19 protein-coding genes are annotated in these 22,019 nt (G+C 72.4%); 6 read left to right on the forward strand and 13 right to left on the reverse strand.

Features of this window, described 5'->3' with window-relative positions; genetic code table 11:
• Positions 1-21: 21 nt before the first annotated feature.
• Positions 22-1,392: a hypothetical protein gene (locus ACQUQD_RS12455; protein ID WP_428952118.1), complete on the reverse strand. Its 1,371-nt coding sequence runs from the start codon at positions 1,390-1,392 to the stop codon at positions 22-24.
• Positions 1,393-1,556: 164 nt separating this feature from the next.
• Here ACQUQD_RS12455 and ACQUQD_RS12460 point away from each other — a divergent pair, with 164 nt between their 5' ends.
• Positions 1,557-3,434, forward strand: coding sequence for an RICIN domain-containing protein (locus ACQUQD_RS12460; RefSeq protein ID WP_428952119.1), 1,878 nt, complete (start codon positions 1,557-1,559; stop codon positions 3,432-3,434).
• A gap of 95 nt (positions 3,435-3,529) precedes the next feature.
• Here the strand turns inward: ACQUQD_RS12460 and cimA are convergent, their stop codons facing one another.
• The 6 genes from cimA to ACQUQD_RS12490 form a co-directional block, all read right to left on the reverse strand.
• Positions 3,530-5,149, reverse strand: a complete 1,620-nt coding sequence (gene cimA / locus ACQUQD_RS12465; protein WP_428952120.1) for a citramalate synthase — start codon at positions 5,147-5,149, stop codon at positions 3,530-3,532.
• 316 nt (positions 5,150-5,465) lie between these two features.
• Positions 5,466-6,779, reverse strand: a complete 1,314-nt coding sequence (locus ACQUQD_RS12470; protein WP_428952121.1) for an MFS transporter — start codon at positions 6,777-6,779, stop codon at positions 5,466-5,468.
• Between the two features lie 92 nt (positions 6,780-6,871).
• Positions 6,872-7,843: a DUF2891 domain-containing protein gene (locus ACQUQD_RS12475; protein ID WP_428952122.1), complete on the reverse strand. Its 972-nt coding sequence runs from the start codon at positions 7,841-7,843 to the stop codon at positions 6,872-6,874.
• Positions 7,844-8,048: 205 nt separating this feature from the next.
• Complete coding sequence (pcp, locus tag ACQUQD_RS12480; RefSeq protein WP_428952123.1) at positions 8,049-8,693, reverse strand: pyroglutamyl-peptidase I; 645 nt, start codon at positions 8,691-8,693, stop codon at positions 8,049-8,051.
• Positions 8,694-8,712: 19 nt separating this feature from the next.
• Positions 8,713-9,678 carry a DUF979 domain-containing protein gene (locus ACQUQD_RS12485; RefSeq protein ID WP_428952124.1) on the reverse strand — a complete coding sequence of 322 codons (966 nt, stop codon included), beginning with the start codon at positions 9,676-9,678 and terminating at the stop codon, positions 8,713-8,715.
• On the reverse strand, positions 9,675-10,418 hold the full coding sequence (locus ACQUQD_RS12490) for a DUF969 domain-containing protein (RefSeq protein ID WP_428952125.1): 744 nt from the start codon (positions 10,416-10,418) through the stop codon (positions 9,675-9,677). The genes ACQUQD_RS12485 and ACQUQD_RS12490 overlap by 4 nt, the downstream gene beginning before the upstream one ends.
• A 224-nt stretch (positions 10,419-10,642) precedes the next feature.
• On the opposite strand from ACQUQD_RS12490, the gene ACQUQD_RS12495 reads away from it, so the two are divergent.
• From ACQUQD_RS12495 to ACQUQD_RS12505, 3 genes are read left to right on the forward strand one after another with little or no spacing between them, the layout of a single operon-like run.
• Complete coding sequence (locus tag ACQUQD_RS12495) at positions 10,643-11,395, forward strand: LamB/YcsF family protein (RefSeq protein ID WP_428957534.1); 753 nt, start codon at positions 10,643-10,645, stop codon at positions 11,393-11,395.
• Positions 11,392-12,114: a 5-oxoprolinase subunit B family protein gene (locus ACQUQD_RS12500; RefSeq protein ID WP_428952126.1), complete on the forward strand. Its 723-nt coding sequence runs from the start codon at positions 11,392-11,394 to the stop codon at positions 12,112-12,114. The genes ACQUQD_RS12495 and ACQUQD_RS12500 overlap by 4 nt, the downstream gene beginning before the upstream one ends.
• Complete coding sequence (locus ACQUQD_RS12505; protein ID WP_428952127.1) at positions 12,111-12,974, forward strand: biotin-dependent carboxyltransferase family protein; 864 nt, start codon at positions 12,111-12,113, stop codon at positions 12,972-12,974. The genes ACQUQD_RS12500 and ACQUQD_RS12505 overlap by 4 nt, the downstream gene beginning before the upstream one ends.
• Here ACQUQD_RS12505 and ACQUQD_RS12510 read toward each other — a convergent pair.
• The 5 genes from ACQUQD_RS12510 to ureA form a co-directional block, all read right to left on the reverse strand.
• Positions 12,961-14,259: a TolB family protein gene (locus tag ACQUQD_RS12510; RefSeq protein ID WP_428952128.1), complete on the reverse strand. Its 1,299-nt coding sequence runs from the start codon at positions 14,257-14,259 to the stop codon at positions 12,961-12,963. The genes ACQUQD_RS12505 and ACQUQD_RS12510 overlap by 14 nt on opposite strands.
• Before the next feature lie 145 nt (positions 14,260-14,404).
• A complete protein-coding gene (locus ACQUQD_RS12515; RefSeq protein ID WP_428957535.1) occupies positions 14,405-14,953 on the reverse strand; it encodes a TetR/AcrR family transcriptional regulator in 549 nt (182 codons plus the stop codon).
• A 55-nt stretch (positions 14,954-15,008) separates the two neighbouring features.
• Positions 15,009-16,034, reverse strand: coding sequence for an agmatine deiminase family protein (locus tag ACQUQD_RS12520; protein ID WP_428952129.1), 1,026 nt, complete (start codon positions 16,032-16,034; stop codon positions 15,009-15,011).
• 10 nt (positions 16,035-16,044) lie between these two features.
• Positions 16,045-17,757, reverse strand: a complete 1,713-nt coding sequence (locus tag ACQUQD_RS12525; protein WP_428952130.1) for an urease subunit alpha — start codon at positions 17,755-17,757, stop codon at positions 16,045-16,047.
• The gene (gene ureA / locus ACQUQD_RS12530; RefSeq protein WP_428952131.1) at positions 17,754-18,473 is read right to left on the reverse strand and encodes an urease subunit gamma; all 720 of its coding nucleotides are present in this window, start codon (positions 18,471-18,473) and stop codon (positions 17,754-17,756) included. The genes ACQUQD_RS12525 and ureA overlap by 4 nt, the downstream gene beginning before the upstream one ends.
• A 131-nt stretch (positions 18,474-18,604) precedes the next feature.
• Here ureA and ACQUQD_RS12535 point away from each other — a divergent pair, with 131 nt between their 5' ends.
• Together ACQUQD_RS12535 and ACQUQD_RS12540 are read left to right on the forward strand one after the other, a co-directional pair.
• A complete protein-coding gene (locus ACQUQD_RS12535; protein WP_428952132.1) occupies positions 18,605-19,297 on the forward strand; it encodes a TetR/AcrR family transcriptional regulator in 693 nt (230 codons plus the stop codon).
• Between the two features lie 147 nt (positions 19,298-19,444).
• Positions 19,445-20,608, forward strand: coding sequence for an FAD-dependent oxidoreductase (locus ACQUQD_RS12540; protein WP_428952133.1), 1,164 nt, complete (start codon positions 19,445-19,447; stop codon positions 20,606-20,608).
• 78 nt (positions 20,609-20,686) lie between these two features.
• On the opposite strand, the gene ACQUQD_RS12545 is transcribed toward ACQUQD_RS12540, so the two are convergent.
• Positions 20,687-21,775 carry a branched-chain amino acid aminotransferase gene (locus ACQUQD_RS12545; RefSeq protein WP_428952134.1) on the reverse strand — a complete coding sequence of 363 codons (1,089 nt, stop codon included), beginning with the start codon at positions 21,773-21,775 and terminating at the stop codon, positions 20,687-20,689.
• Positions 21,776-22,019 lie beyond the last annotated feature (244 nt).

Below are 22,019 nucleotides of genomic sequence, written 5' to 3' on the forward strand. Positions count from 1 at the left end.
GGGCACGACCGGCGGCCGGGGTCAGAAGCCGCCGCCTCCGAAGTCGCCCCCGCCGCCCCCGCCGAAGTCGCCGCCGCCCCCGAAGTCGCCCCCACCGCCGTCGCCGAACCCTCCCCCGAAGTCCGAGGAGTCGAAGTCGGCGCCGGAGTAGTCACCGCCGTCGTACCCGGCGTCGGCGCCGAAGTCCCCGTACCCGGAGCCGTAGTCCGCGGCGTACGCGGGGCTCGCCATCATGGAGCCGAGCAGCGTGCCGACGAGCAGGCCGGGCAGGATGCCGCCGCCGAAGTAGCCGCCGGCCCACGGGCCGTACATCGGGCCCGCGTCGTAGTACGGGCGGCGCTCGCCCGACCCGGCGTCGACCGTGCGCACCATCGGCTCGTCCCCGTCGCGCAGCCGGGTCGCGTCCGCCGCGCACACCGGGACCTCGCGGGGCGCGCCGCCGGGCGGCGTCCACTCGGCGTCCGCCACGGAGGGGCCGTGACGCGGGTCGAAGAAGCAGGGCGCGCGGCGCTCCGGCAGCGGGCGGCCCTCGCGGCGGGCGGCCAGCAGGGCGAGGGAGAAGCGGCCGTCCTCCAGGGCCTGGGTGACACCGCGTACGTCCTCGGGGCGCCGGGCCTCGGCCATGTACTGCTTGGCCTTCTCGTACGCGTCGAGCGCCCGCTCGTAGTCGGCGCGCATCGCGTCGTCCGCGCCCGCCTCCGCGGGGTGGAAGTCGAGCCGGTCCAGCTCCTCGCCGAACGCGGTGATGTCCTCGTCGACGACGACCCGCAGCTTTTCGAGGGCCTGGCGCTGTTCCTCCTCGCGCCGGCGTCGATTGCGCCGGACCAGGGCGTACGCGCCCGCGCCGCCGGCCACGACGACCGCGCCGACGCCGATCAGCGCACCGACCGGCACCCCGTCGTCGTCACCGCCGGCGGCGCCCCAGGACGAGGGCGCCGAGCCCTTGGCCGTCCGGACGGCGCCGTCGACGAAGTCGTCGAGCTGCCGCCCGACCGGTTCGCCGCGGACACTCGTCGTCAGGTTGCGAACGGCGTCGGCCGACATGACCTGGTGATCGGCGCGCGCGTCGAAGGCGTCGCCGAGCCGGACCCCGTACACACCGACGACCCCCGTCTTCGTGCGGAGGTCGGTGAACAGGTCCTGCCGGGGGAAGTCGGCGGGCAGCACCGCCACCATCACCGGCTTGTCGGCGTCCTTGATCTTCTTCTCGAGCGCGTCGACGTCCGCCGAGGTCAGCGATCCGGAGAGGGCCGGATCGACGTACACGGGGCTCTTCTCCAGGGCGTCCGCGACGGTGGAGACGTCCGTCGCGGCGAAGGCGGCGGGCGTGACGGTGAGCGTCGCGCCGAGGGCGAGCAGCGGAGCGGCGAGGGCCGCTATGAGGGGCCTCATACCTCGACGCTAACCCAGTCGGGGTGTGAATGACGGGTCGGGGTGTTCGCGACGTGAAGTCTTGACGCCGGCAGGGAACGCCCTTTAACTCACGTCTTGAACTAAGCCATGAGAGTTGACTGTTGAGGCTGTCGGGACACAGCTTCTCGATTCAGGAGGCATTCGTGCGCACCCCCACACGCTCCGGGCGCCTGGCCAGACTGCTGCTGGCCGGGGCCCTGACCACCGCAGGACTCGCCGGAGCCGGCGCCGGCCCGGCGCATGCCGCGGGCGAGCAGGTCTCCGTCTGGCTCACCACGACCGACGACACCGGCGGCCGCCATGTCACCCGGGGGCTGCAGCAGCAGACCCCGGTGTCGTTCCAGTCGGGCACCGGTGGCGGCGGCACCGCGATCACCGTCGACGAGAACACCCGCTACCAGACGTTCACGGGCGGCGGCGCGTCCTTCACGGACACCGCGGCCTGGCTGATGAACAGCAGCGGCGCCCTGTCGGCGGCGACGCGCGACGCGACGATGAGGAAGCTGTTCTCGCCGACGGACGGCATCGGCCTGTCCTTCATCCGCAACCCGATGGGCGGCTCGGACCTGGCCCGCTTCGGCTACACCTACGACGACGTGCCGGCCGGGCAGAGCGACACCTCGCTCGCCAAGTTCTCCCTCGCCCACGACCAGGCCGACGTCCTGCCGCTGACCAAGCAGGCCAAGCAGCTGAACCCGGCGGCCACCGTGATGGCCTCGCCGTGGACCGCGCCCGCCTGGATGAAGGACAGCGGGCAGCTCAACGGCGGCTGGCTGAAGGCCGAGAACTACGGGACGTACGCGAACTACTTCGTGAAGTACATCCAGGGCTACCAGGCCGCGGGCGTGCCCATCGACTACGTCACCGCGCAGAACGAGCCGACGTGCTGCTCGGGGTACCCGTCGATGAGCTGGAACGGCTCGGGTCTCGCGTACTTCACCAAGAGCGAGCTGCTGCCGAAGCTGGCGGGTGCCGGGCTGAAGACCAAGGTCCTCGCCCACGACTGGAACTGGGACACCTACGACGCGTACGCCGCGCCGACCGTGGACGACGCGGCCGTGCGCAGCCACCCGAACTTCGGCGGGATCGCCTGGCACGGCTACGGCGGCGACATCGCCAAGCAGACCGAGATCCACACCAAGTACCCGCAGCTGGACGCCTTCCAGACCGAGCACTCCGGCGGCACCTGGATCGCGAACCAGCAGCGCGAGGACATGATGAACATCATCGACTACACCCGTAACTGGGCGAAGTCGGTGACGAAGTGGTCGCTGGCCGTGGACCAGAACCGGGGGCCGCACAACGGCGGCTGCGGCACGTGCGACGGCCTCGTCACCGTCCACAACGGCGACAGCCGCTCCGGCCAGGTCGACTACACCATCGAGTACTACACGATGGGTCACCTGACGAAGTTCGTCCGGCCCGGGGCGTCCCGCATCGCCTCGACGGGTTCGGCCGCCGTGCCGAACGTCGCCTGGCGCAACACCGACGGCTCCAAGGCCGTCATCGCCTACAACGACGCCTCGTCGGCGAAGGACGTCACCCTCAACTGGGGCGGCCAGCACGTGACGTACTCGCTGCCGGGCAAGACCTCGGCGACGTTCACGTGGAGCGGGACGCAGGCCGGCGGGGCGGACAGGTCCGGCGCGCTGCACGGTCTGGGCGACAAGTGCCTCGACGTGAAGGACGGTTCGACGGCCAACGGGACGGCCGCGCAGATCTGGACGTGCTACACCGGCTCCGCCAATCAGACCTGGACGGTCCGCGCCGACGGGACCGTGCGGGCGCGGGGCAAGTGCCTGGACGTGTCGGGGGGGTCGACGGCGAACGGGGCGAAGGTCCAGCTGTACGACTGCAACGGCTCGGGTGCGCAGCAGTGGCGGCTCGAACCGTCCGGTGACCTGGTGAGTGTTCCGGCGGACAAGTGCCTTGATGTGACCGGGAATTCGTCGGCCGACGGGACGCTGACGCAGATCTGGTCGTGCACGGGAGCGGCCAACCAGAAGTGGCACTTGCAGTAGGCCGAACGATCGCCGGAGGGGAGGATCAAGCCCCTCCGGCGATCGAGGAGCGGAGCCCGGGGCGGAGCCCCGTGACCTGGCACCGAGGGGCAGGACTACTCGACCGGTTCCACACCGGCGCGGAGCAGACCGTACGTGTACGCGTCCTCCAGCGCACCCCACGACGCCGCGATCACGTTCTCGGCGACGCCCACCGTGGACCACTCGCCGGCGCCGTCGGTCGTGGAGATCAGGACGCGGGTCGTGGAGGACGTGCCGTGCTTGCCCTCCAGGATGCGGACCTTGTAGTCGACCAGCTCCAGCTTGGCGAGCTGCGGGTAGATGCGCTCCAGGCCGACGCGCAGGGCCCGGTCGAGGGCGTTGACCGGGCCGTTGCCCTCGGCTGTGGCGACGATGCGCTCGCCCTTGGCCCACAGCTTCACGGTGGCCTCGTTGGCGTGGGTGCCGTCGGGGCGGTCCTCGACGATGGCCCGCCAGGACTCGACGCGGAAGTAGCGGCGGGCGCGGCCCTCGACCTCCTCGCGCAGCAGGAGCTCGAAGGAGGCGTCGGCCGCCTCGTAGGTGTAGCCCCGCAGCTCGCGCTCCTTGACCCGCTCGACGACGCGGCCGACCAGCTCGCGGTCGCCGGAGATGTCGACGCCGAGCTCCTTGCCCTTGAGCTCGATGGAGGCGCGGCCCGCCATGTCGGAGACCAGCATCCGGATGCGGTTGCCGACGAGGTCGGGGTCGATGTGCTGGTACAGGTCCGGGTCGACCTTGATCGCGGAGGCGTGCAGGCCCGCCTTGTGCGCGAAGGCGGAGACGCCGACGTAGGGCTGGTGCGTGGACGGGGTGAGGTTCACGACCTCGGCGATGGCGTGCGAGATGCGCGTCATCTCGCGCAGCGCGCCGTCGGGCAGGACCTTCTTGCCGTACTTGAGCTCCAGGGCCGCGACGACCGGGAAGAGGTTGGAGTTGCCGACCCGCTCGCCGTAGCCGTTGGCCGTGCACTGCACGTGGGTCGCGCCCGCGTCGACGGCGGCGAGGGTGTTGGCGACGGCGCAGCCCGTGTCGTCCTGGGCGTGGATGCCGAGCCGGGCGCCGGTGTCGTCGAGCACGGTGTGCACGACCGCCTGGACCTGGGCGGGCAGCATGCCGCCGTTGGTGTCGCAGAGTACGACGACCGAGGCGCCCGCCTCGTGCGCGGTGCTCACGACCTGCTTCGCGTACCCGGGGTTGGCGCGGTAGCCGTCGAAGAAGTGCTCGCAGTCGACGAAGACCCGGCGGCCCTGCGCGACCAGGTAGGAGACGGTGTCGCGGACCATCTCCAGGTTCTCGTCGAGGGTCGTGCGCAAGGCCAGCTCGACGTGCCGGTCATGGGACTTGGCGACCAGGCAGATCACCGGTGCGCCGGAGTCGAGAAGTGCCTTGACCTGCGGGTCCTCCGCCGCTTTCGCGCCGGCGCGGCGGGTCGCGCCGAAGGCCACGAGCTGCGCGTGCTGGAAGTCGATCTCTTCCTGCGCGCGGGCGAAGAACTCGGTGTCGCGGGGGTTGGCGCCGGGCCAGCCGCCCTCGATGAAGCCCACGCCGAAGTCGTCCAGGTGCCGTGCGATGGTCAGCTTGTCCGCGACGGTGAGGTTGATGCCCTCGCGCTGCGCGCCGTCGCGCAGCGTCGTGTCGAAGACGTGGAAGGAATCGTCGAGTTCGTCGGAACGTTCGCTCGGGCTGCTGCTCATGCTGATCTGGCTCCTGTATGGGATCTCGGTCTACCGGAATGACCGGCTCCACCGTCCATCTATGATCCCTCGCGCTCTCCGCCTGGCTGGGGGTGGGCCAGAAACAGAAAAACCTCTCGCGGGTGCGAGAGGTCTGCGCGCGGGTCGAGGACGACGGTGTCCGCCCGTACGTGGTCGTACGAGGCGGTCACTGCGGACCGGCGCGCCTGCTGCCAATAATCATGGCGAACGAGAGCACGGCGGCAGTCTGCCACAGCCCGGGCGGCGCCCGGGCCGTGGTCTCACGATGCGAACAGGCGTCCTCTCGGGCCGCTGGTCAGGCCACCGGCTCCAGGGCGTCGTCCGTCGGCTTCACCCGGTTCAGGTCGATGTCGCGGGTCTCGCGCATGGTCAGGTACACGATGAGCGACACGGCCGCGCAGCCGGCGACGTACCAGTAGAAGCCGGACTCGATGCCGCCGTTCTTGAACCACAGGGCGACGTACTCGGCGGTGCCGCCGAACAGGGCGTTGGCGATGGCGTACGGCAGGGCGACGCCGAGGGCGCGGATGCCGGTCGGGAAGAGCTCGGCCTTCACGCACGCGTTGATGGACGTGTAGCCGGTGACGACGACGAGCGCGAGCAGCGACAGGCCGAGCGCCGGCCAGAAGGACCCCGCATGCTGGAGCAGCGTCATGATCGGCACGGTCAGGAAGGTCGAGCCGACCGCGAAGGTGATCAGCAGCGGGCGGCGCCCGATGCGGTCGGAGAGCGCTCCGGCGAGCGGCTGCAGACAGGCGAAGACGATGAGCGCGCAGAACGAGACGAGCGTCGCCGTCTGCTTGCTCAGCCCGGCCGAGTTCGACAGGTACTTGGTGAGGTAGGTCGTGTACGTGTAGTACGCCACGGTGCCGCCCATGGTGAGCGCGATGACGAGGAACGCCTCGCGCTTGTGCGCCCAAAGGGCCTTCATGGTGCCCTTGTCGTCGCCGCCCACGCCCGCGTCGTCGTCGGCGGACTCCTCGTAGACGTCGGTCTCCAGCATGTTGCGGCGCAGGTAGAAGATGATGGCCGCGCCGAGGGCGCCGACGATGAACGGGATGCGCCAGCCCCAGCTGTGCAGGGCGTCGTCGGACATGGTGCGCTGCAGGACGATCTGGAGCCCGAGGCCGACGATCTGGCCCGCGGTCATGGACACGTACTGGAAGCTGGAGGCGAAGCCGCGCCGCTTCGGGTCGGACGCCTCGGTGAGGTAGGTGGCGCTGGCCGCGTACTCGCCGCCGACCGAGAGCCCCTGCAGGAGCCGGGCGAGGAGCAGGACGACCGCGCCGCCGTACCCGGCGACGGCGTAGGTGGGCGCGACGGCGATGAGGATCGCGGACGCGGACATCAGGGTGACGGTGAGGGTCAGTGCCGCCTTGCGGCCCTTGCGGTCACCGACCCGGCCCAGCAGCCAGCCGCCGACCGGGCGCATGAAGAAGCCGACGGCGAAGATGCCGGCGGTGTTCATGAGCTGCGCGGTCGGATTGCCGTCGGGGAAGAAGGCCCCCGCGAAGTACGTGGCGAAGCTCGCGTACACGAACCAGTCGAACCACTCGACCATGTTCCCGGCCGATCCGACCAGGACTTTCTTCCATTGCTCTCGTCCCATGAGGCGCCACGATGGAGGACCGCGGCGCCGGGTGACAAGGGTGTAACGCGCAACGATCGCGCGTACTTGCGTTCATTGCGTTCACGGCCGGTTCATGCCCGGCGTGCGAGTTCCGCGAAGGTGGCCAGCCAGTGGTCCGTGGTGAAGTCGCCGCGGTCGACGGCCGGGAGACCGGCGGCGAGGTGCGCGGCGGCCGCCGCCGTCAGCCGGTCGCGGACCGGTCCGGCGGGCAGGGCGCCCGCGATGGAGCGGAGCGCGGCGGCGCGGGAGAGGGCGAGGCCGAGCAGATGGCCGATCTGCGGGTCGGCGTGGTCGGAGACGACGGGCACGTCGAGCAGGGCGCAGGGCGCGCCGGTGCGCAGGGCGGGCAGGAACCGGTCGAGCCAGCCGGCGAACGCGTCCGGGGCCAGGACGCGGCGCATCGCGTCGGCCTCCGTCAGCGCGGGCGACAGGAAGTCCTGCCCCGAGGGTTCCCAGTGGGCGGGGGCGTCGTGGTCGTCGGCGAACCAGGTGTGCAGCCGGTCCCGTACGGCGTCGGCGGTGCGGGCCGTGAGCCCGGCGCGCTCGGCGCTGTCCAGGATCAGGCCGAGGGCGAAGGCGCTGTTGGTGTGGATGCCGTGGCGCACGGGATACGTGGCCTTCGGCAGCCACCCGGCGAGGAGCCGCTCGACGGCGTCGACGGCGGGCCCGAACGCGTCGCCCCACGGGGTGTCCCGGCACTCGGCGGCGAGCGCGACCAGCCAGGCCCAGCCGTAGGGCCGCTCGAAGCCCGGGCGGTCCAGGAGGTAGGCGGCCTCGGTGCCGAGGTGGGCGGTGGTGAGGTGCCGGTCGAGGATGCCGGTGTACGTCGCCGAGGCGGCGGGCGGGAGGTCCGGCAGGGTCCGTACGAGCAGCCAGTGCATGTGGACGGACGAGTGCCAGTCGTAGGCGCCGTAGAAGGCGGGGTGGAGGGTGCGGGGGCGGGTGTCCTCGGTGGGGGAAGTGACCAGGTGGGCGGGGAAGTTGGGAAACTCGCGGGTCACGTTGGCCGCGGCCAGCTTGGCGGTTTCCTCCGGGGTGAGCATGGGGTGACCTTTCGGGGTGAGTGGGTGGGTGCGGCTCCGGTGGGGGCTGGTCGCGCAGTTCCCCGCGCCCCTGAGATGCACGCACTGCGTGCGGCATCTCATCGAGGGAGCAGCGGCGAAGCCGCATGCTCCAGGGGCGCGGGGAACTGCGCGACCAGCCACGACGAAACCCGCGAACGGCGGAGAGGCGGTACCCCGACGGCGCCTAGTGGGTCGCGCCCTCCGTCACCCTCAGGTCGTCCCGGGTGGACGCGGCGGCAACCAGCATCGCGCCGAGCCCGGAGGCCACCAACCCGGCGGGGACGGACGGCGCCGAGCCGTCCGGTACCTGCTCCGGGGCCCAGGGCACATGGACGAACCCGCCCCGGACGCCCGGGAGTTCGGTCGCCAGCAGATGCGCGAGGCCGTACGCGACGTGGTTGCAGACGAAGGTGCCGGCGGTGTTGGAGAGCGCCGCCGGAACCCCGGCGGAACGCATCGCCGCGACACACGCCTTCACCGGCAGGGAAGAGAAGTACGCGGCGGGCCCGCCGGCCACCACGGCCTCGTCGATCGGCTGGGCCCCGGCGTTGTCGGGGATGCGCGCGTCGTCGACGTTCAGAGCGACCCGTTCGACCGTGACACCGGGACGTCCACCCGCCTGCCCGAGGCACACCACCAGTTCGGGCCGCACCTCCTCGACGGCGGCCCGCAGCGCGGTGAGCGACTCCCCGAAGACGCAGGGGAGCTGGACGGCCCGCACGTCGAGGCCCTCCGGCGGCGCCGCGGCGACCAGCTCGGCCGCCTGCCACGACGGGTTCACGGACTCCCCGCCGAACGGTTCGAATCCGGTGAGCAGGACCCGGGTCATCGACAAACCTCCTGGAGGGCTAGACGGCGAAGAGCGCCATGATCACGATGTTGCAGACGAGCAGCGCGAGCGCCGTCGGCAGCTGGGCCTTGATCGGCCCGTACTGGTCCTTCAGTTCGAGCAGCGACGCCGGAACGATGTTGAAGTTGGCCGCCATGGGCGTGCAGAGCGTGCCGGCGAACCCGGCGAGCATGCCGATCGCGAGCACCCCGGCCTCGTTGCCGTGCATCTGCTGGATGAGGACCGGCCAGCCGATCGCCGCCGTCATCACGGGGAACGCCGCGAACGCGTTGCCCATGATCACGGTGAACAGGAACATGCCGACGCAGTACGCGACCACGGCGAAGTACGTGGAGTTGTCCGGCAGGACGTCGTTGACGATCTTGCCGACCTGGGTGCCGACCCCGGCGACCGCGAAGATCGAGCCGAGCACGGAGAGGAGCTGGGGCAGCAGGAGCGCCGAGCCCATCGCCTCCAGCATCGAGCGGCCGGAGTGGACCGGGACTGACACCTTGCGCTCGCCGGTCACGAGCATGCCGACGGCCAGCGCCACGATGCAGCCGAGCCCGAGCCCGATGAGCGTGGCCTTGCCGGTCTCGAACAGCCCCGACTCGTCGAGGAAGGACGCGCAGACGATGGCGACGAGCGGGATCGTCAGCGCCGGGACGAAGAGCTTGTTGCCGAGCCGGGCCGCCGAGGCCTCGCGCTGCTCCCCCGTCGTCGTGACGGGCACGCCCTTGCCGATGAAGTTGAACCCGGCGAGCACGATCAGCGCGAGGACGGCGACGCCGAGCGGTTCGGCGGGCAGGGTCCAGCTCGCGCCGCCCTCGACGACGCCGGTGCCGTAGGGGAAGGTCAGTCCGAGCAGTCCCCAGAACGCCGCGGACGTCCAGCGCTTGGGGTTGCTGCGGTCCATGGCCATCTGCGCGGCCATGACGACGAAGACGAGACCGATGAGCCAGTAGAGCCACTCGACCTTGATCACTTGGCGGACTCCTCACGGGACTGTCCCGGCGTCTGCTGCGGCAGCGGCAGGTCGTGCTCGGCGGCGGCGAGCGCCATCTCGCGCTCCAGCTTCTTGTCGAGCAGGAGCAGCCGGGCGCCGTGGATGACGAAGGCGCAGACGGCCAACGGCACGGCCCACAGCGCGAGTTGGGTGGGTTCGAGTTCCTGGTGGTACGTGGAGTTCACGAAGCCGGTGATCAGCAGGATGGAGCCGATCGCGATGAAGCAGTCCTCACCGAAGAAGAGACCGACGGTGTCGGCGGAGGCGGAGTAGGAGCGGACCTTCTCGCGCAGCTTGTCGGGGAGTTTCGCCCCGGCGGTGCGTTCGGCGGCGGCCTCGGCCATGGGCGCGACGAGCGGGCGCACGGTCTGCGCGGGGCCGCCGAGGTTGTTGAGCCCGAAGGCGGCGGTGACCTGGCGGACCAGCAGGTAGACGGTGAGGAAGCGGCCGGCGCTGAGCTTGCCGAGCTTCCCGATGAGGGTGCGGGCCTGCTCGCGCAGGCCGTAGCGCTCCAGGAGGCCGATCACCGGCAGCACGATGGCGAAGACGGTGACGGACCGGCTGTCGGCGAACGCCTTGCCGAAGGCGGCGAGGATCTCCTGCGGGTTCATCTTGCCGAGCAGTCCGGTGACGATACCGGCGACGCCGACCACCAGGACGGGATTGCGGCGCGTGACGAATCCGAGGATCACCACGAGCACGCCGAGAAGCACGATCATGCGGCCGCCTTCTTCAGGACGAGGGCACGGGGAGGGGCACGGAAACGGATGGTCCGCTTCCGTGGGGGATGCACGGACCCTAGGTGATCGTTCAACGATCGAACAAGAGGTTGTGGCGCATCAGCCATCAAATCGACCCCTTGTCGGATTGTTGAACGATCGCTTACGTTGAGGGGGTGATCCAGGACGACATCCACGGCGGCACCCCCGGTGACACTCCCGGCGTGATCGACCTCAACGCCGACCTCGGCGAAGGCTTCGGCCGCTGGACCCTCACCGACGACGAGGCCCTGCTCTCCGTGGTGACCAGTGCCAACGTCGCCTGCGGCTTCCATGCCGGCGACCCCTCCGTCATGCGCCGGGTCTGCGACCTGGCCGCCGCGCGCGGGGTGCGGATCGGGGCGCAGGTCTCCTACCGGGACCTCGCCGGATTCGGTCGCCGCGCCATGGACGTACCGGCGGACGAGCTGGCGGCCGAAGTGGCGTACCAGATCGGCGCGTTGAGAGTCTTCGCCGAAGCGGCGGGCGCCGAGGTGGCGTACGTGAAGCCGCACGGCGCCCTCTACAACCGGACGGTGCGCGACGAGGCGCAGGCGCACGCCGTGGTGGCGGGGGTCCGGCTCGCGGGCGGCGCGCTGCCGGTGCTCGGGCTGCCGGGTTCACGGCTCCTGGCCGCCGCCGAGGAGGCGGGCCTGACCCCGGTCCGCGAGGCCTTCGCCGACCGGGCCTACACCCCAGAGGGCACGCTGGTGCCGCGCCGTGAGCCCGGCGCCGTGGTCGAGGACGCGGACACGGTCGTGCGCCGGGCCGTCGGCTTCGCCGTGGACGGCGGGGTCGAGGCCGTCGACGGCACGCGCGTCGCGGTCGCCGCCCGCTCCCTGTGCGTGCACGGCGACACCCCGGGCGCGGCCCGGATCGCGGCCCGGGTCCGGGCCGCGCTGGAGGACGCCGGGGTGCGGGTGGGGGCGTTCGCGTGACCGCACACGCCACCGGCACCGGCCTCGTGGTCCGGCCCGCCGGGCGCCACGCGCTCCTGGTGGAACTGCCCGACGCCGAGCGCACGGGCGCGCTGCACGCGGAGCTGCTGCGGCGGCGGGCGGCGGGCACGCTGCCGCCGGTCGCCGAGATCGTGCCCGGGGCGCGCACGGTGCTGCTCGACGGCGTCCCGGACCCCGCCGTGCTCGCCCGCGCGCTGACCACCTGGGACGTCCCGGCGACGCCCCCGGCGGACGGTGACGTGGTGACGATCCCGGTCGTGTACGACGGTCCGGACCTGGCCGAGGTGGCCGCGCTGTGGGGCGTGCCCGAGGACGAGGTGGCGGCGCGCCATGCCGCGTACTCCTACCGCGTCGCGTTCTGCGGCTTCGCCCCCGGCTTCGGCTACCTGACCGGACTCCCGCGGGAACTGCACGTCCCGCGCAGGTCCACCCCGCGCACCCGGGTCCCGGCGGGCGCGGTGGCCCTGGCGGGCCCGTACGCGGCGGTGTACCCGAGGGCGACCCCCGGCGGCTGGCAGATCATCGGCACGATGCCGGACCCGACCGCCCTGTGGGACCCCGGGAGGGAGCAGGCGGCCCTCCTCTCCCCCGGAACCCGCGTCGAGTTCGCCCCGACTGCGCGACCAGCAACGAACGACAGCCGGCCGGCGAACGACAGCACCCCCCACGGCGCCCAGCCGAAACCGGACGAACGATGACGACAAAACTGACGGTCACCCGGCCCGGCGCCCTCACCACGATCCAGGACACGGGCCGCACGGGCCACGCCCACCTCGGCGTCCCCCGTTCCGGCGCCCTGGACGCCCCCGCGATGCACCTGGCGAACAGACTGGCCGGCAACCCGGAGGGCACCGCCGTCCTGGAGACGACCCTGACCGGCTGCGCCCTGCGCCCCGACCGGCCGGTCACCGCCGTCGTGGGCGGCGCCCCGTGCCGGGTCACCGTCGACGGCCGCCCCGCGGCCTGGGGCGCCCCGGTCCGCGTCCCGGCGGGCGCCGCCCTCGACATCGGCCCGGCGACGCACGGCATCCGCAGCTACGTCGCCCTGGCCGGCGGCATCACCGTCGAACCGGTCCTCGGCAGCCGCTCCACCGACCTGCTGTCGGGCCTCGGCCCGGCCCCGCTCGCGGAGGGCGACCTGCTCCCCGTCGGCCGGTCCGCCCGCACCGCTCCCCCGGCGCTGTCCGGGGCCGCACCCTGGCCCGCGCCGCCCGCCGAGCTGGTCCTCCCGGCCCGCTTCGGCCCCCGTGCCGACTGGTTCACCGACGCGGCGCTGCGGACCTTCCTGACCGCGACGTTCACGGTCTCGGTGCACAGCAACCGCATCGGCCTGCGCACCGAGGGCCCGGCCCTGGAGCGGAAGTCGGCGGGTGAACTGCCCAGCGAGGGCATGGTGCTCGGCGCGGTGCAGGTGCCGCCGGACGGCCGCCCGGTGGTCTTCCTGCACGACCACCCGACGACCGGCGGCTACCCGGTGATCGCCGTCGTACCGGAGGCGGCCCTGGCCGCGGCGGCGCAGGCCGTACCGGGTACGCCCGTGCGTTTCACCGTCGGTTAGAGCCCGGCCGGAGCCCGCGCACGAAGGCGTCCGACAGCCCGTTGGTGTCCCCCGGCACCAGCTGGGCCGAGCCCGTGCCGAGGCCGATGCGGCGGCCGTGCTCGTCGAGGGATCCCGCGTACACGTCCGCGTCCGTCACGGGCCCGCCGCCGGCGGACACGCTCGCCAGGGTCGAGGCGCCCGTACGCAGGTTGCGTACGTACACGTTCTCCGCGACGTCGTACTCGGTGCCGGGCACCCGCAGCCGCACCCCGTAGGCCAGATAGCGGCCGTCGCCGCTCAACTGTCCGGCGTACGAACCGGGTTCACCGCCGTCCACCGGGTCGACGCGCCGCGTGGTGCCGGTGCGCAGATCGCGGACGTACTGGCGGGGCGAGACGTCCGGGGTGCCCGCCACCAGGTCCTGCGCGGACGACACGAAGGCGACGGTCCGGCCGTCGTCGGAGAGCGACGGGGACCAGCCGCCGAGGGCGGACGGCGCGCCGTCCGGGGTGACGTTGACCTGCTGCTCGGTGCCGGTCCGCCGGTCGTGGACGTGGACGAGGCCGTCGCCGCTGCGCACCCCGTTCTGGGTGTAGGCGACGTAGCGGCCGTTGCCGCTGATCGCGAGACCGTACCCGGCGAGCGCCGGGTGGGCGCGGTTGCTGACGCGCTCGGTGGCGCCGGTGGTGCGGTCGTGGACGTAGACGGCCGGGTTGATGTCCGTCTCGCCGGGCTCCAGCTGGGAGGGGCGGGCGTTGAACGCGACGTAGCGGCCGTCGTCGGAGATGCCGGCCGTCCAGTTCGCGTACGCGGGAGCGCCGTCGGGTGTGGTGCTGACGCGCTCGGTGGTGCCGGTCCTGCGGTCGTGGACGTAGACGTCGTAGGCCCAGTCGGCGGCCGCGGGATCGCGGGGCGCGAGGTTGGTGGAGTTGGAGCGGAAGACGACGTAGCGGCCGTCGGCGCTGATCCCGGCGGCCTCGGACTGGCGGTCCCCGGGAGTGCCGTCGGAGGCGACGCTGACCCGCTCCAGGGTGCCCTTCGCGAGGTCGCGCACGAAGACGTCGTTCGTGTCGTGAGGGTCGCCGGGCACGAGATTGCCGGCGTACGAAGTGAACGCGGCGTAGCGGCCGTCGGCGCTCAGTTGCGCTCCGCCGGAGCCGCTGTCCGCCTCGGCGTCCGTGGCCGTGACGGAGATCCGCTCGGTGCGGGGCGCCGGTGGCGCGGCGGACGCGGACGTCGTCGCGAGCGCGACGGCCGCGGCGGCGAGGACGGCGGGCAGGCCGACGCGTGCGGTGCGGTGCATGTGGTGGTTCCCCCGTGGTGTCGGTGTCATGAGTGCCGCTGACCGGCACGGGCGTCCCGGTCCGACACCGGGAGCCCGCACCGATACAAGCGCAACCCTCACAACGGGGGCAATCCTTCGTAAGACGTACAACCTGGACGCGCCGCTATGCGTCGGGAACGGCGAGCCCGTCGTCCAGGAACTCCCGCACGTGGGTGAGGACTTGGTCCCGGCCGGCCCCTCTGAGACCGATCGCCACGTGGATGGAGAACCCGTCGAGCAGCGCGCGCAGCCGCGCCGCGAACCGGTCCGGGTCGACGGCCCGGAACGCGCCCTGCGAGATCCCCTCGGCCAGCAGCGCCACGAGGTCGCGGTGCCAGGCCCGCTCGATGGCGGCCTGCCGGGCGCGGGCGTCGTCGTCGGCGTTGCGCGAGCGGTTCCACACCTCCATCCACAGCGTCCAGTGCGGATCGCGGTGCCCCTCGGGCACGTACAGGTCGACGTACGCGTCCAGGCGTTCCCGCGCACCGCCCTCCCGGGAGAGCAACTGGCTCCGTTCGCGGCCCAGTTGACCCTCGCTCCACTCCAGTGTCCGCAGCAGCAGTTCGTCCTTGGACCCGAAGTGGTACGCGAGGTGGCCGCTGCTCATGCCGACCTCGCGGCCCAGCGCGGCCATGGTGAGCCGCTCCAGACCGCTCTCGGCGATCATCGCCATGGCCGCGGCCAGCACGGTGTCCAGGGGCGGGGCCGGGGTGCGGCGGCGGTTCACCTCAGACCCCGGCGACGGGCTGCTGCTGCGTGATGCAGTGGATGCCGCCGCCGCCCGCGAAGATCGTCCGCGCGTCGACGAGCGTGACCTCCCGGCCCGGGAAGAGGCGGCGGAACAGGGCGGCGGCCTCCTGGTCGCGCGGGTCGTCGAAGCCGCACAGCACGACGCCGTCGTTGCACAGGTAGTGGTTGATGTAGGAGTAGTCGACCCAGCCCTCGTCGTCGGCGAGCAGGGTCGGGGCGGGGATCTCGACGACCTCCAGGGGGCGGCCCTGGGCGTCGGTCGCGGCGCCGAGCAGCCCGGTGATCTCCCGGCTGACCTCGAAGTCGGGGTGGGCCGGGTCGCGCTGGGAGTGCACCATGACGACACCGGGCGCGGCGAACGCGGCGACGATGTCGACGTGCCCGCGGGTGCCGAACTCGCCGTAGTCGCCGGTGAGTCCGCGCGGCAGCCAGATCGCCTTGGACGTGCCGATACGGGCGTGGATCTCGGCCTCGACCTGTTCCTTGGTCCGGCCCGGGTTGCGGTCGGGGTCGAGCTGCACGGTCTCGGTCAGCAGGACGGTGCCCTCGCCGTCGACGTGGATGGCGCCGCCCTCGTTGACCAGGGGCGAGGAGTGCACGGGGGTGCCCGCGAGGTCGGCGACGTGCCGGGCGATCTTGGAGTCGTGCTCCCAGCGGGCCCAGTCCTGGGCGCCCCAGCCGTTGAACGTCCAGTCCACGGAGGCGAGTTCGCCGCTCGCCGGGTCCTTGACGAAGGTCGGGCCGATGTCGCGCATCCACGCGTCGTCGAGATCCCGTTCCACCACCTCGATGTCGGGGGTGAGGAGTGCGCGGGCCGAGTCGAGCTGGCCCGTTCCCACGACCATGGTCAGGGGCTCGTGGCGGCGTACGGCGTGGGCGACGGCGGCCCAGGCGGAGCGCGCCTCGGCCAGCTCGGTGTCGTCGGCGAAGGTCGGGTTGGGGCCCGGCCACGCCATCCAGGTGCGCTGGTGCGGGGCCCACTCGGGCGGCATGAAGTACGTCATCGCGAGGACCTCAGAGGAAGTAGAGACGGTTGAGGGAGACGGACTCGGCCGGCTCGGAGCTGAGCGGTTCGCCGTCGAGGGTGACCAGGCCGGTGCGCTGGTCCACGTCGACGGCGCCGGTACGGGAGTTGAGGCGCAGGTCGGCCGGTCCGATGCCGCGGGTGCCGCGCACGGCGACGCGGCGCCGGCGCGTGGGCATCCCGTCGTGGCCCTGGTCGACGGCGGCCTGCGCGACGAACGCGACCGACAGCTCGGCGGCCGTGGCGCCGTACGCCCCGAACTGGGGCCCGAGGACGAGGGGTTCGCAGGTGTCGGTGGCCGCGTTCGGGTCACCGACGACGCCGTAGGCGGGGAACCCGGACTTGAGCACGAGCTGCGGCTTCGCGCCGAAGAACTCGGGGCGCCACAGCACGATGTCGGCCATCTTGCCGGGCTCCAGCGAGCCGATCTCGTGCGAGAGGCCGTGCGCGATGGCGGGGTTGATGGTCAGCTTGGCCATGTACTGCAGGACGCGGTCGTTGTCGTGGCCGACACCCGGGTCGCCGAGCTCGGCCTTCATCTTCCCGGCCATCGCGAACGTACGGCGGACGGTCTCGCCCGCCCGGCCCATGCCCTGCGCGTCGGACGAGGTGATGCCGATGGCGCCCAGGTCGTGCAGGACGTCCTCGGCGCCCATCGTCCCGGCGCGGATCCGGTCGCGGGCCATGGCGGCGTCGCCGGGCAGGTCGGGCTTGAGGTCGTGGACGGAGACGATCATGCCGTAGTGCTCGGCGACCGCGTCCCGGCCGAAGGGCAGGGTGGGGTTGGTGGAGGACCCGATGACGTTCGGGACGCCCGCCATCTTCAGCACGTTCGGTACGTGACCGCCGCCGCAGCCCTCGATGTGGAAGGCGTGGATGGTCCGGCCCTCCAGCACCTTCAGGGTGTCCTCGACCGAGAGGCACTCGTTCAGCCCGTCGCTGTGCAGGGCGACCTGGACGTCGTGCTCCTCGGCGACGCGCAGCGCGGTGTCCAGGGCGCGGGTGTGCGCGCCCATGTCCTCGTGCACCTTGAATCCGCAGGCGCCGCCCTCGGCGAGCGCCTCGACGAGCGGGGCGCCGTCGGAGGACGAACCCCGGCCCAGGAAGCCGATGTTGACGGGCCAGGCGTCGAACGCGGAGAAGGCGTGCTTGAGGGCCCACGGCGAGTTCACGCCGACGCCCCACACCGGGCCGAACTCCTGGCCGATGATCGTGGTGACGCCGGAGGCGAGCGAGGCCTCCATGATGCGCGGCGACAGCAGGTGGACGTGGGTGTCGACGGCTCCGGCGGTGGCGATCAGCCCCTCACCGGACACGATCGACGTGCCGGTCCCGACGACGACGTCGACCCCGTCGAGCGTGTCCGGGTTCCCGGCGCGGCCGATCGCGTGGATACGGCCCTCGCGGATGCCGATGGAGACCTTGCGGATGCCGAGCGCGGCGTCGATGACGACCACGTTGCTGATCACGACGTCGCAGGTGTCGCGGACGGCGGCGGCCTTCAGGTGCAGCCCGTCGCGCGCGGTCTTGCCGAACCCGGCGAGGAACTCGTCGCCGTACGCCTGGGAGTCGGACTCGACCTTGACGGTGAGCCCGGAGTCGCCGAGCCGGACGCGGTCACCGGCGCGCGGGCCGTGCGTGGCGGCGTACTCGTACGGGGTGAGGCGGCGGGCTTCGGCCGGGTGGCCTCCGGGGCGGCTCATCGGGCGGCCTCCTCATCGGTCGCGGGGTCCTCGGGGGGTGCGGCGACGCCCAGGTAGCCGCAGGCGGCCGCGCGGCGCAGGGCCTCCTCGCGGGCGCCGGGCGCGTCGAGCGGTCCGTCGACGAGACCGGCGAAGCCGACGGCGATCCGGGCGCCGCCGATGGGCACGAGGCCGATCTCGGCGCTCTCGCCGGGCCCGAACCGCACCGAGGAGCCGGCGGGCACCGCGAGCCGCATGCCGTACGCGGCGGCGCGCGGGAAGTCCAGGCGGGGGTTGGCCTCGAAGAAGTGGAAGTGGGAGGTCACGGAGACGGGGACGGTCGCGGTGTTGGTGACGGTGAGCGTCACCTCCGGCTCCCGGTCGGTGTGCTCGGGGCCCGGCAGCAGAGCGCCCGGGGCCTCGCTCCCGGCGCCCGCGCCGATCGGGTCGCTCACGACGGCGAGCCGCGAGCCGTCGTCGAAGACGGCCTCGACGTGGACCTCGGTGACGACGTCGGCGACACCGGGCAGTACGTCGTCCGGGCCGAGCGCGGACCGGGCCGCCTCGATCGCCTCGGCGAGCCGCTTCCCGTCCCGGGCCGCCTCGCAGACGGTGTCGGCGATCAGGGCCGTCGCCTCCGGCACGTTCAGCCGCAGGCCGCGCGCCTTGCGGGCGCGGGCCAGCTCGGCCGCGCCGAACAGCAGCAGCCGGTCGCGCTCGGTGGGGGTCAGTCGCACGCCGTCGCACCTCCTCGTGGTTTGAATGCCACTCTAAACACAGGACCGGGCATCGGGGAAATGCTTGCATTATTCGTTTGAGCACTGTTCTAACAACCGGGTCGGGCGGGCGCTGCGGCTACCGTAGGCCCGTGACCAGCACCGACCCGAACCGCACCCCGCGCAGCCGCCGCGAGCGGCCCGCGAAGCCCGCCCTGAGCCGGGACGGCATCGTGGCCGCCGCCGTCCACGTCCTGCGCACCGAGGGCCTCGGCAAGGTGACGATGCGCCGCCTCGCCCACGAGCTCGACACCGGCCCCGCCTCGCTGTACGTCTACGTCCGCAACACCGACGAGCTGCACGCGGCGGTCCTCGACGAGCTGCTCGCCGAGGTGGATCTCGGGCCCGCGCGGGAGACCTCCGGCGACTGGCAGGAGCGGCTGACCCGCCTGCTGACCTCGTACCTGGACATGCTGTTCCGCTATCCGTCGCTGGCCAGGTCCGCACTGACCGTGCACCCCGCCGGGGACCACTACCTGGACCTGGTGGAGGCCGTGCTCGTGCTGCTCCGCGAGGGCGGGGTGCCGGACACCCGGGCCGCCTGGGGGGTGGACCTGCTCCTGCAGTACGCGACCGCGACGGCGGCCGAACACGCGGGCGACGACGCGGGCACGATGGACGCCGCCCTCGCCGCGATCACCTCGGCCTCTCCCGCCCGGCACCCGGAGCTCGTCCGGCTCGCCGACGTGCTCACGGCGGGCGCCCCCGGACGGCTGAACTGGGGATTCGCCGCCCTGATCGCCGGCATCACGGCGGCGCCCGAGCCGCCCGTCACGAGCCCCTGACCCACCCGGCACCGGCACCGGGCTTCCGGCGGCCCTGCGACGAACTTGTTCGTTACGAACATGTTCGTTATCGTGAAAGGGAAGAACCGGACACCTCGGGGACACCATGACGACCGTGCCCGTGCCGCGGCACCCAGGGAGGCCACCATGACCACCACCACGCCCCACCACCCCATAGCCGTCGTCGGCGCGGGCCTCGGCGGCCTCGTGCTCGCCCGTGTCCTGCACGTGCACGGCATCCCCTGCACCCTCCTCGACCTGGACGCCTCTGCTGACGCCCGCGCCCAGGGCGGGATGCTCGACCTGCACGAGGACACCGCGCAGGTCGCGCTGCGCGCCGCCGGTCTCCACGACGCGTTCCGCGCCCTGGTCCTCACCGGCGGCGAGGAGACCAAGGTCATCGACCCGGACGGCACCCTGCGCCACCACGAGCCGGACGACGGGAACGGCGGCCGCCCCGAGATCAACCGGGCCGACCTGCGCCGCCTCCTGCTGGACTCGCTCCCCGACGGCACGATCCGCTGGGGCGCGAAGGTCACCGCCGCCGAGCCCACCGACGTCCCGGGCCGCCACCTGGTCACCCTCGCCGACGGCGAGCGCTTCACCACGGACCTGCTCGTCGGCGCCGACGGCGCCTGGTCCCGGATCCGCCCGCTGCTGACCGACGCCCGTCCCGCGTACACCGGCATCTCCTTCGTGGAGGCCGACGTGCTGCCGGGCAGCGAGCGGCACGCGGAGATCGCCGCGTTCACCGGCGGCGGCAGCGCCTTCGCCCTCGGTGACGAGCGCGCCCTGCTCACGCACCGCGAGAGCGACGACCGCGTCCACACGTACGCCGCGGTGAAGGCGCCCGAGGACTGGCTCGGCACGATCGACTTCACCGACCCGGAGGCCGCCCGCGCCGCGGTGCTCGCCGTCTTCGACGGCTGGGACGACCGGCTGCGCGCCCTGATCGCGGACGCCGAACTGCCCCTGACGCCGCGTCCGATCCACGCCCTGCCGGTCGGCGCCACCTGGGAGCGGACGCCGGGCGTCACCCTCCTCGGCGACGCGGCGCACCTGATGTCGCCGTTCGCCGGCGAGGGCGCCAACCTCGCGATGTTCGACGGCGCCGAGCTGGCCCGCGCGATCGTCGAGCACCCGGACGACCCGGAGGCGGCGCTCGCGGCCTACGAGAAGGAGATGTTCCCGCGCGGCGAGGAGAAGGCGGCCGAGTCCGCGGCCAACCTCACGATGATGTTCGGCCCGAACGCGCGCGAGGACCTGCTCGGCATCATCACGGCCCCCGACGCCCCCGACGCCCAGGCCTGACACACGACGTCCCCCGTCCCGCGGCTGCGGGACGGGGGACGTCGTGTGCGCGGCCCTTTCGGCCTTCGCGGCCGAGGACTAGCCGAGCTGGTGCATCCAGCCGTGCGTGTCCTCGGACGTGCCGCGCTGGATGTCGAGGAGCGCGTTGCGCAGCTTCATCGTGACCTCGCCCGCCTCGCCGCCGGACTGCTGCCACTCACCGCTCGCGCGCTTGACGGTGCCGACCGGCGTGATCACGGCGGCGGTGCCGCAGGCGAAGACCTCGGTGAGCGCGCCGGACTCGGAGTCGGCCTGCCACTGGTCGATGGAGACGCGGGCCTCCTCGGACTCGTAGCCGAGGTCGCGGGCGACCTGGAGGAGCGAGTCGCGGGTGACACCGGCGAGCAGCGAGCCGGTCAGCGTCGGCGTCACGATCTTGTTCCCGTACACGAAGTACAGGTTCATGCCGCCCAGTTCCTCGACCCACTTGTGCTCGACGGCGTCGAGGTAGGCGACCTGGTCGCAGCCCTTGGCGGCGGCCTCGGCCTGCGCGAGCAGCGAGGCGGCGTAGTTGCCGCCGGTCTTGGCGTCGCCGACACCGCCGGGGACGGCGCGCACGCGGTCCTCGGAGAGCCAGATGGAGACGGGCTTCACACCGCCCGGGAAGTACGCGCCGGCCGGCGAGGCGATGACGATGAAGAGGTACTCGGAGGCCGGCTTCACACCCAGGCCGACCTCGGTCGCGATCATGAACGGGCGCAGGTAGAGGGACTCCTCGCCGCCGTGCGCCGGGACCCAGTCCTTGTCCTGCTGGACGAGCACGTCACAGGCCTCGATGAACGTCTCGACCGGCAGCTCCGGCATGCCCAGGCGCCAGGCCGAGTGCTGGAAGCGCTTGGCGTTCATGTCGGGGCGGAACGTGGCGACCGTGCCGTCGGGACGGCGGTAGGCCTTGAGCCCCTCGAAGATCTCCTGCGCGTAGTGCAGGACGTTCGTCGCCGGGTCGAGGGAGAGCGGGCCGTAGGGCACGAGCTGCCCGTCGTGCCAGCCGCGGCCCTCGGTCCACTTGATCGTCACCATGTGGTCGGTGAAGTGGCGGCCGAATCCCGGATGGGCCAGGATCCCCTCGCGCTCCGCGGCGGACAGCGGGGTGGATGAGGGCTTGAGCTCGATCGTGGGCGTCGTCATGGTTGCGTGTCCTTCACCGTTGGTTGTGACGGACCGCGCTCACGTCTGCACTCCTTGTACTAGGACGTCCGAGCTTTCACGTACGTCGCGGCCTCACGTTCGATTATCGCGCGTGGGGCGGCGTGCTCCGGACGGGCCCGGTGAGTGCGGTGGTGTGTAGTGCGGCCCAGGGTTGATGGTGGCACCCCGGGGCCGCATACGAGAAGCCGCCGGGGCGTCATATGACCCGGCGGCTTCTCTTACG

The organism is Streptomyces sp. cg35 (assembly GCF_050410835.1).
Taxonomy (GTDB): domain Bacteria; phylum Actinomycetota; class Actinomycetes; order Streptomycetales; family Streptomycetaceae; genus Streptomyces.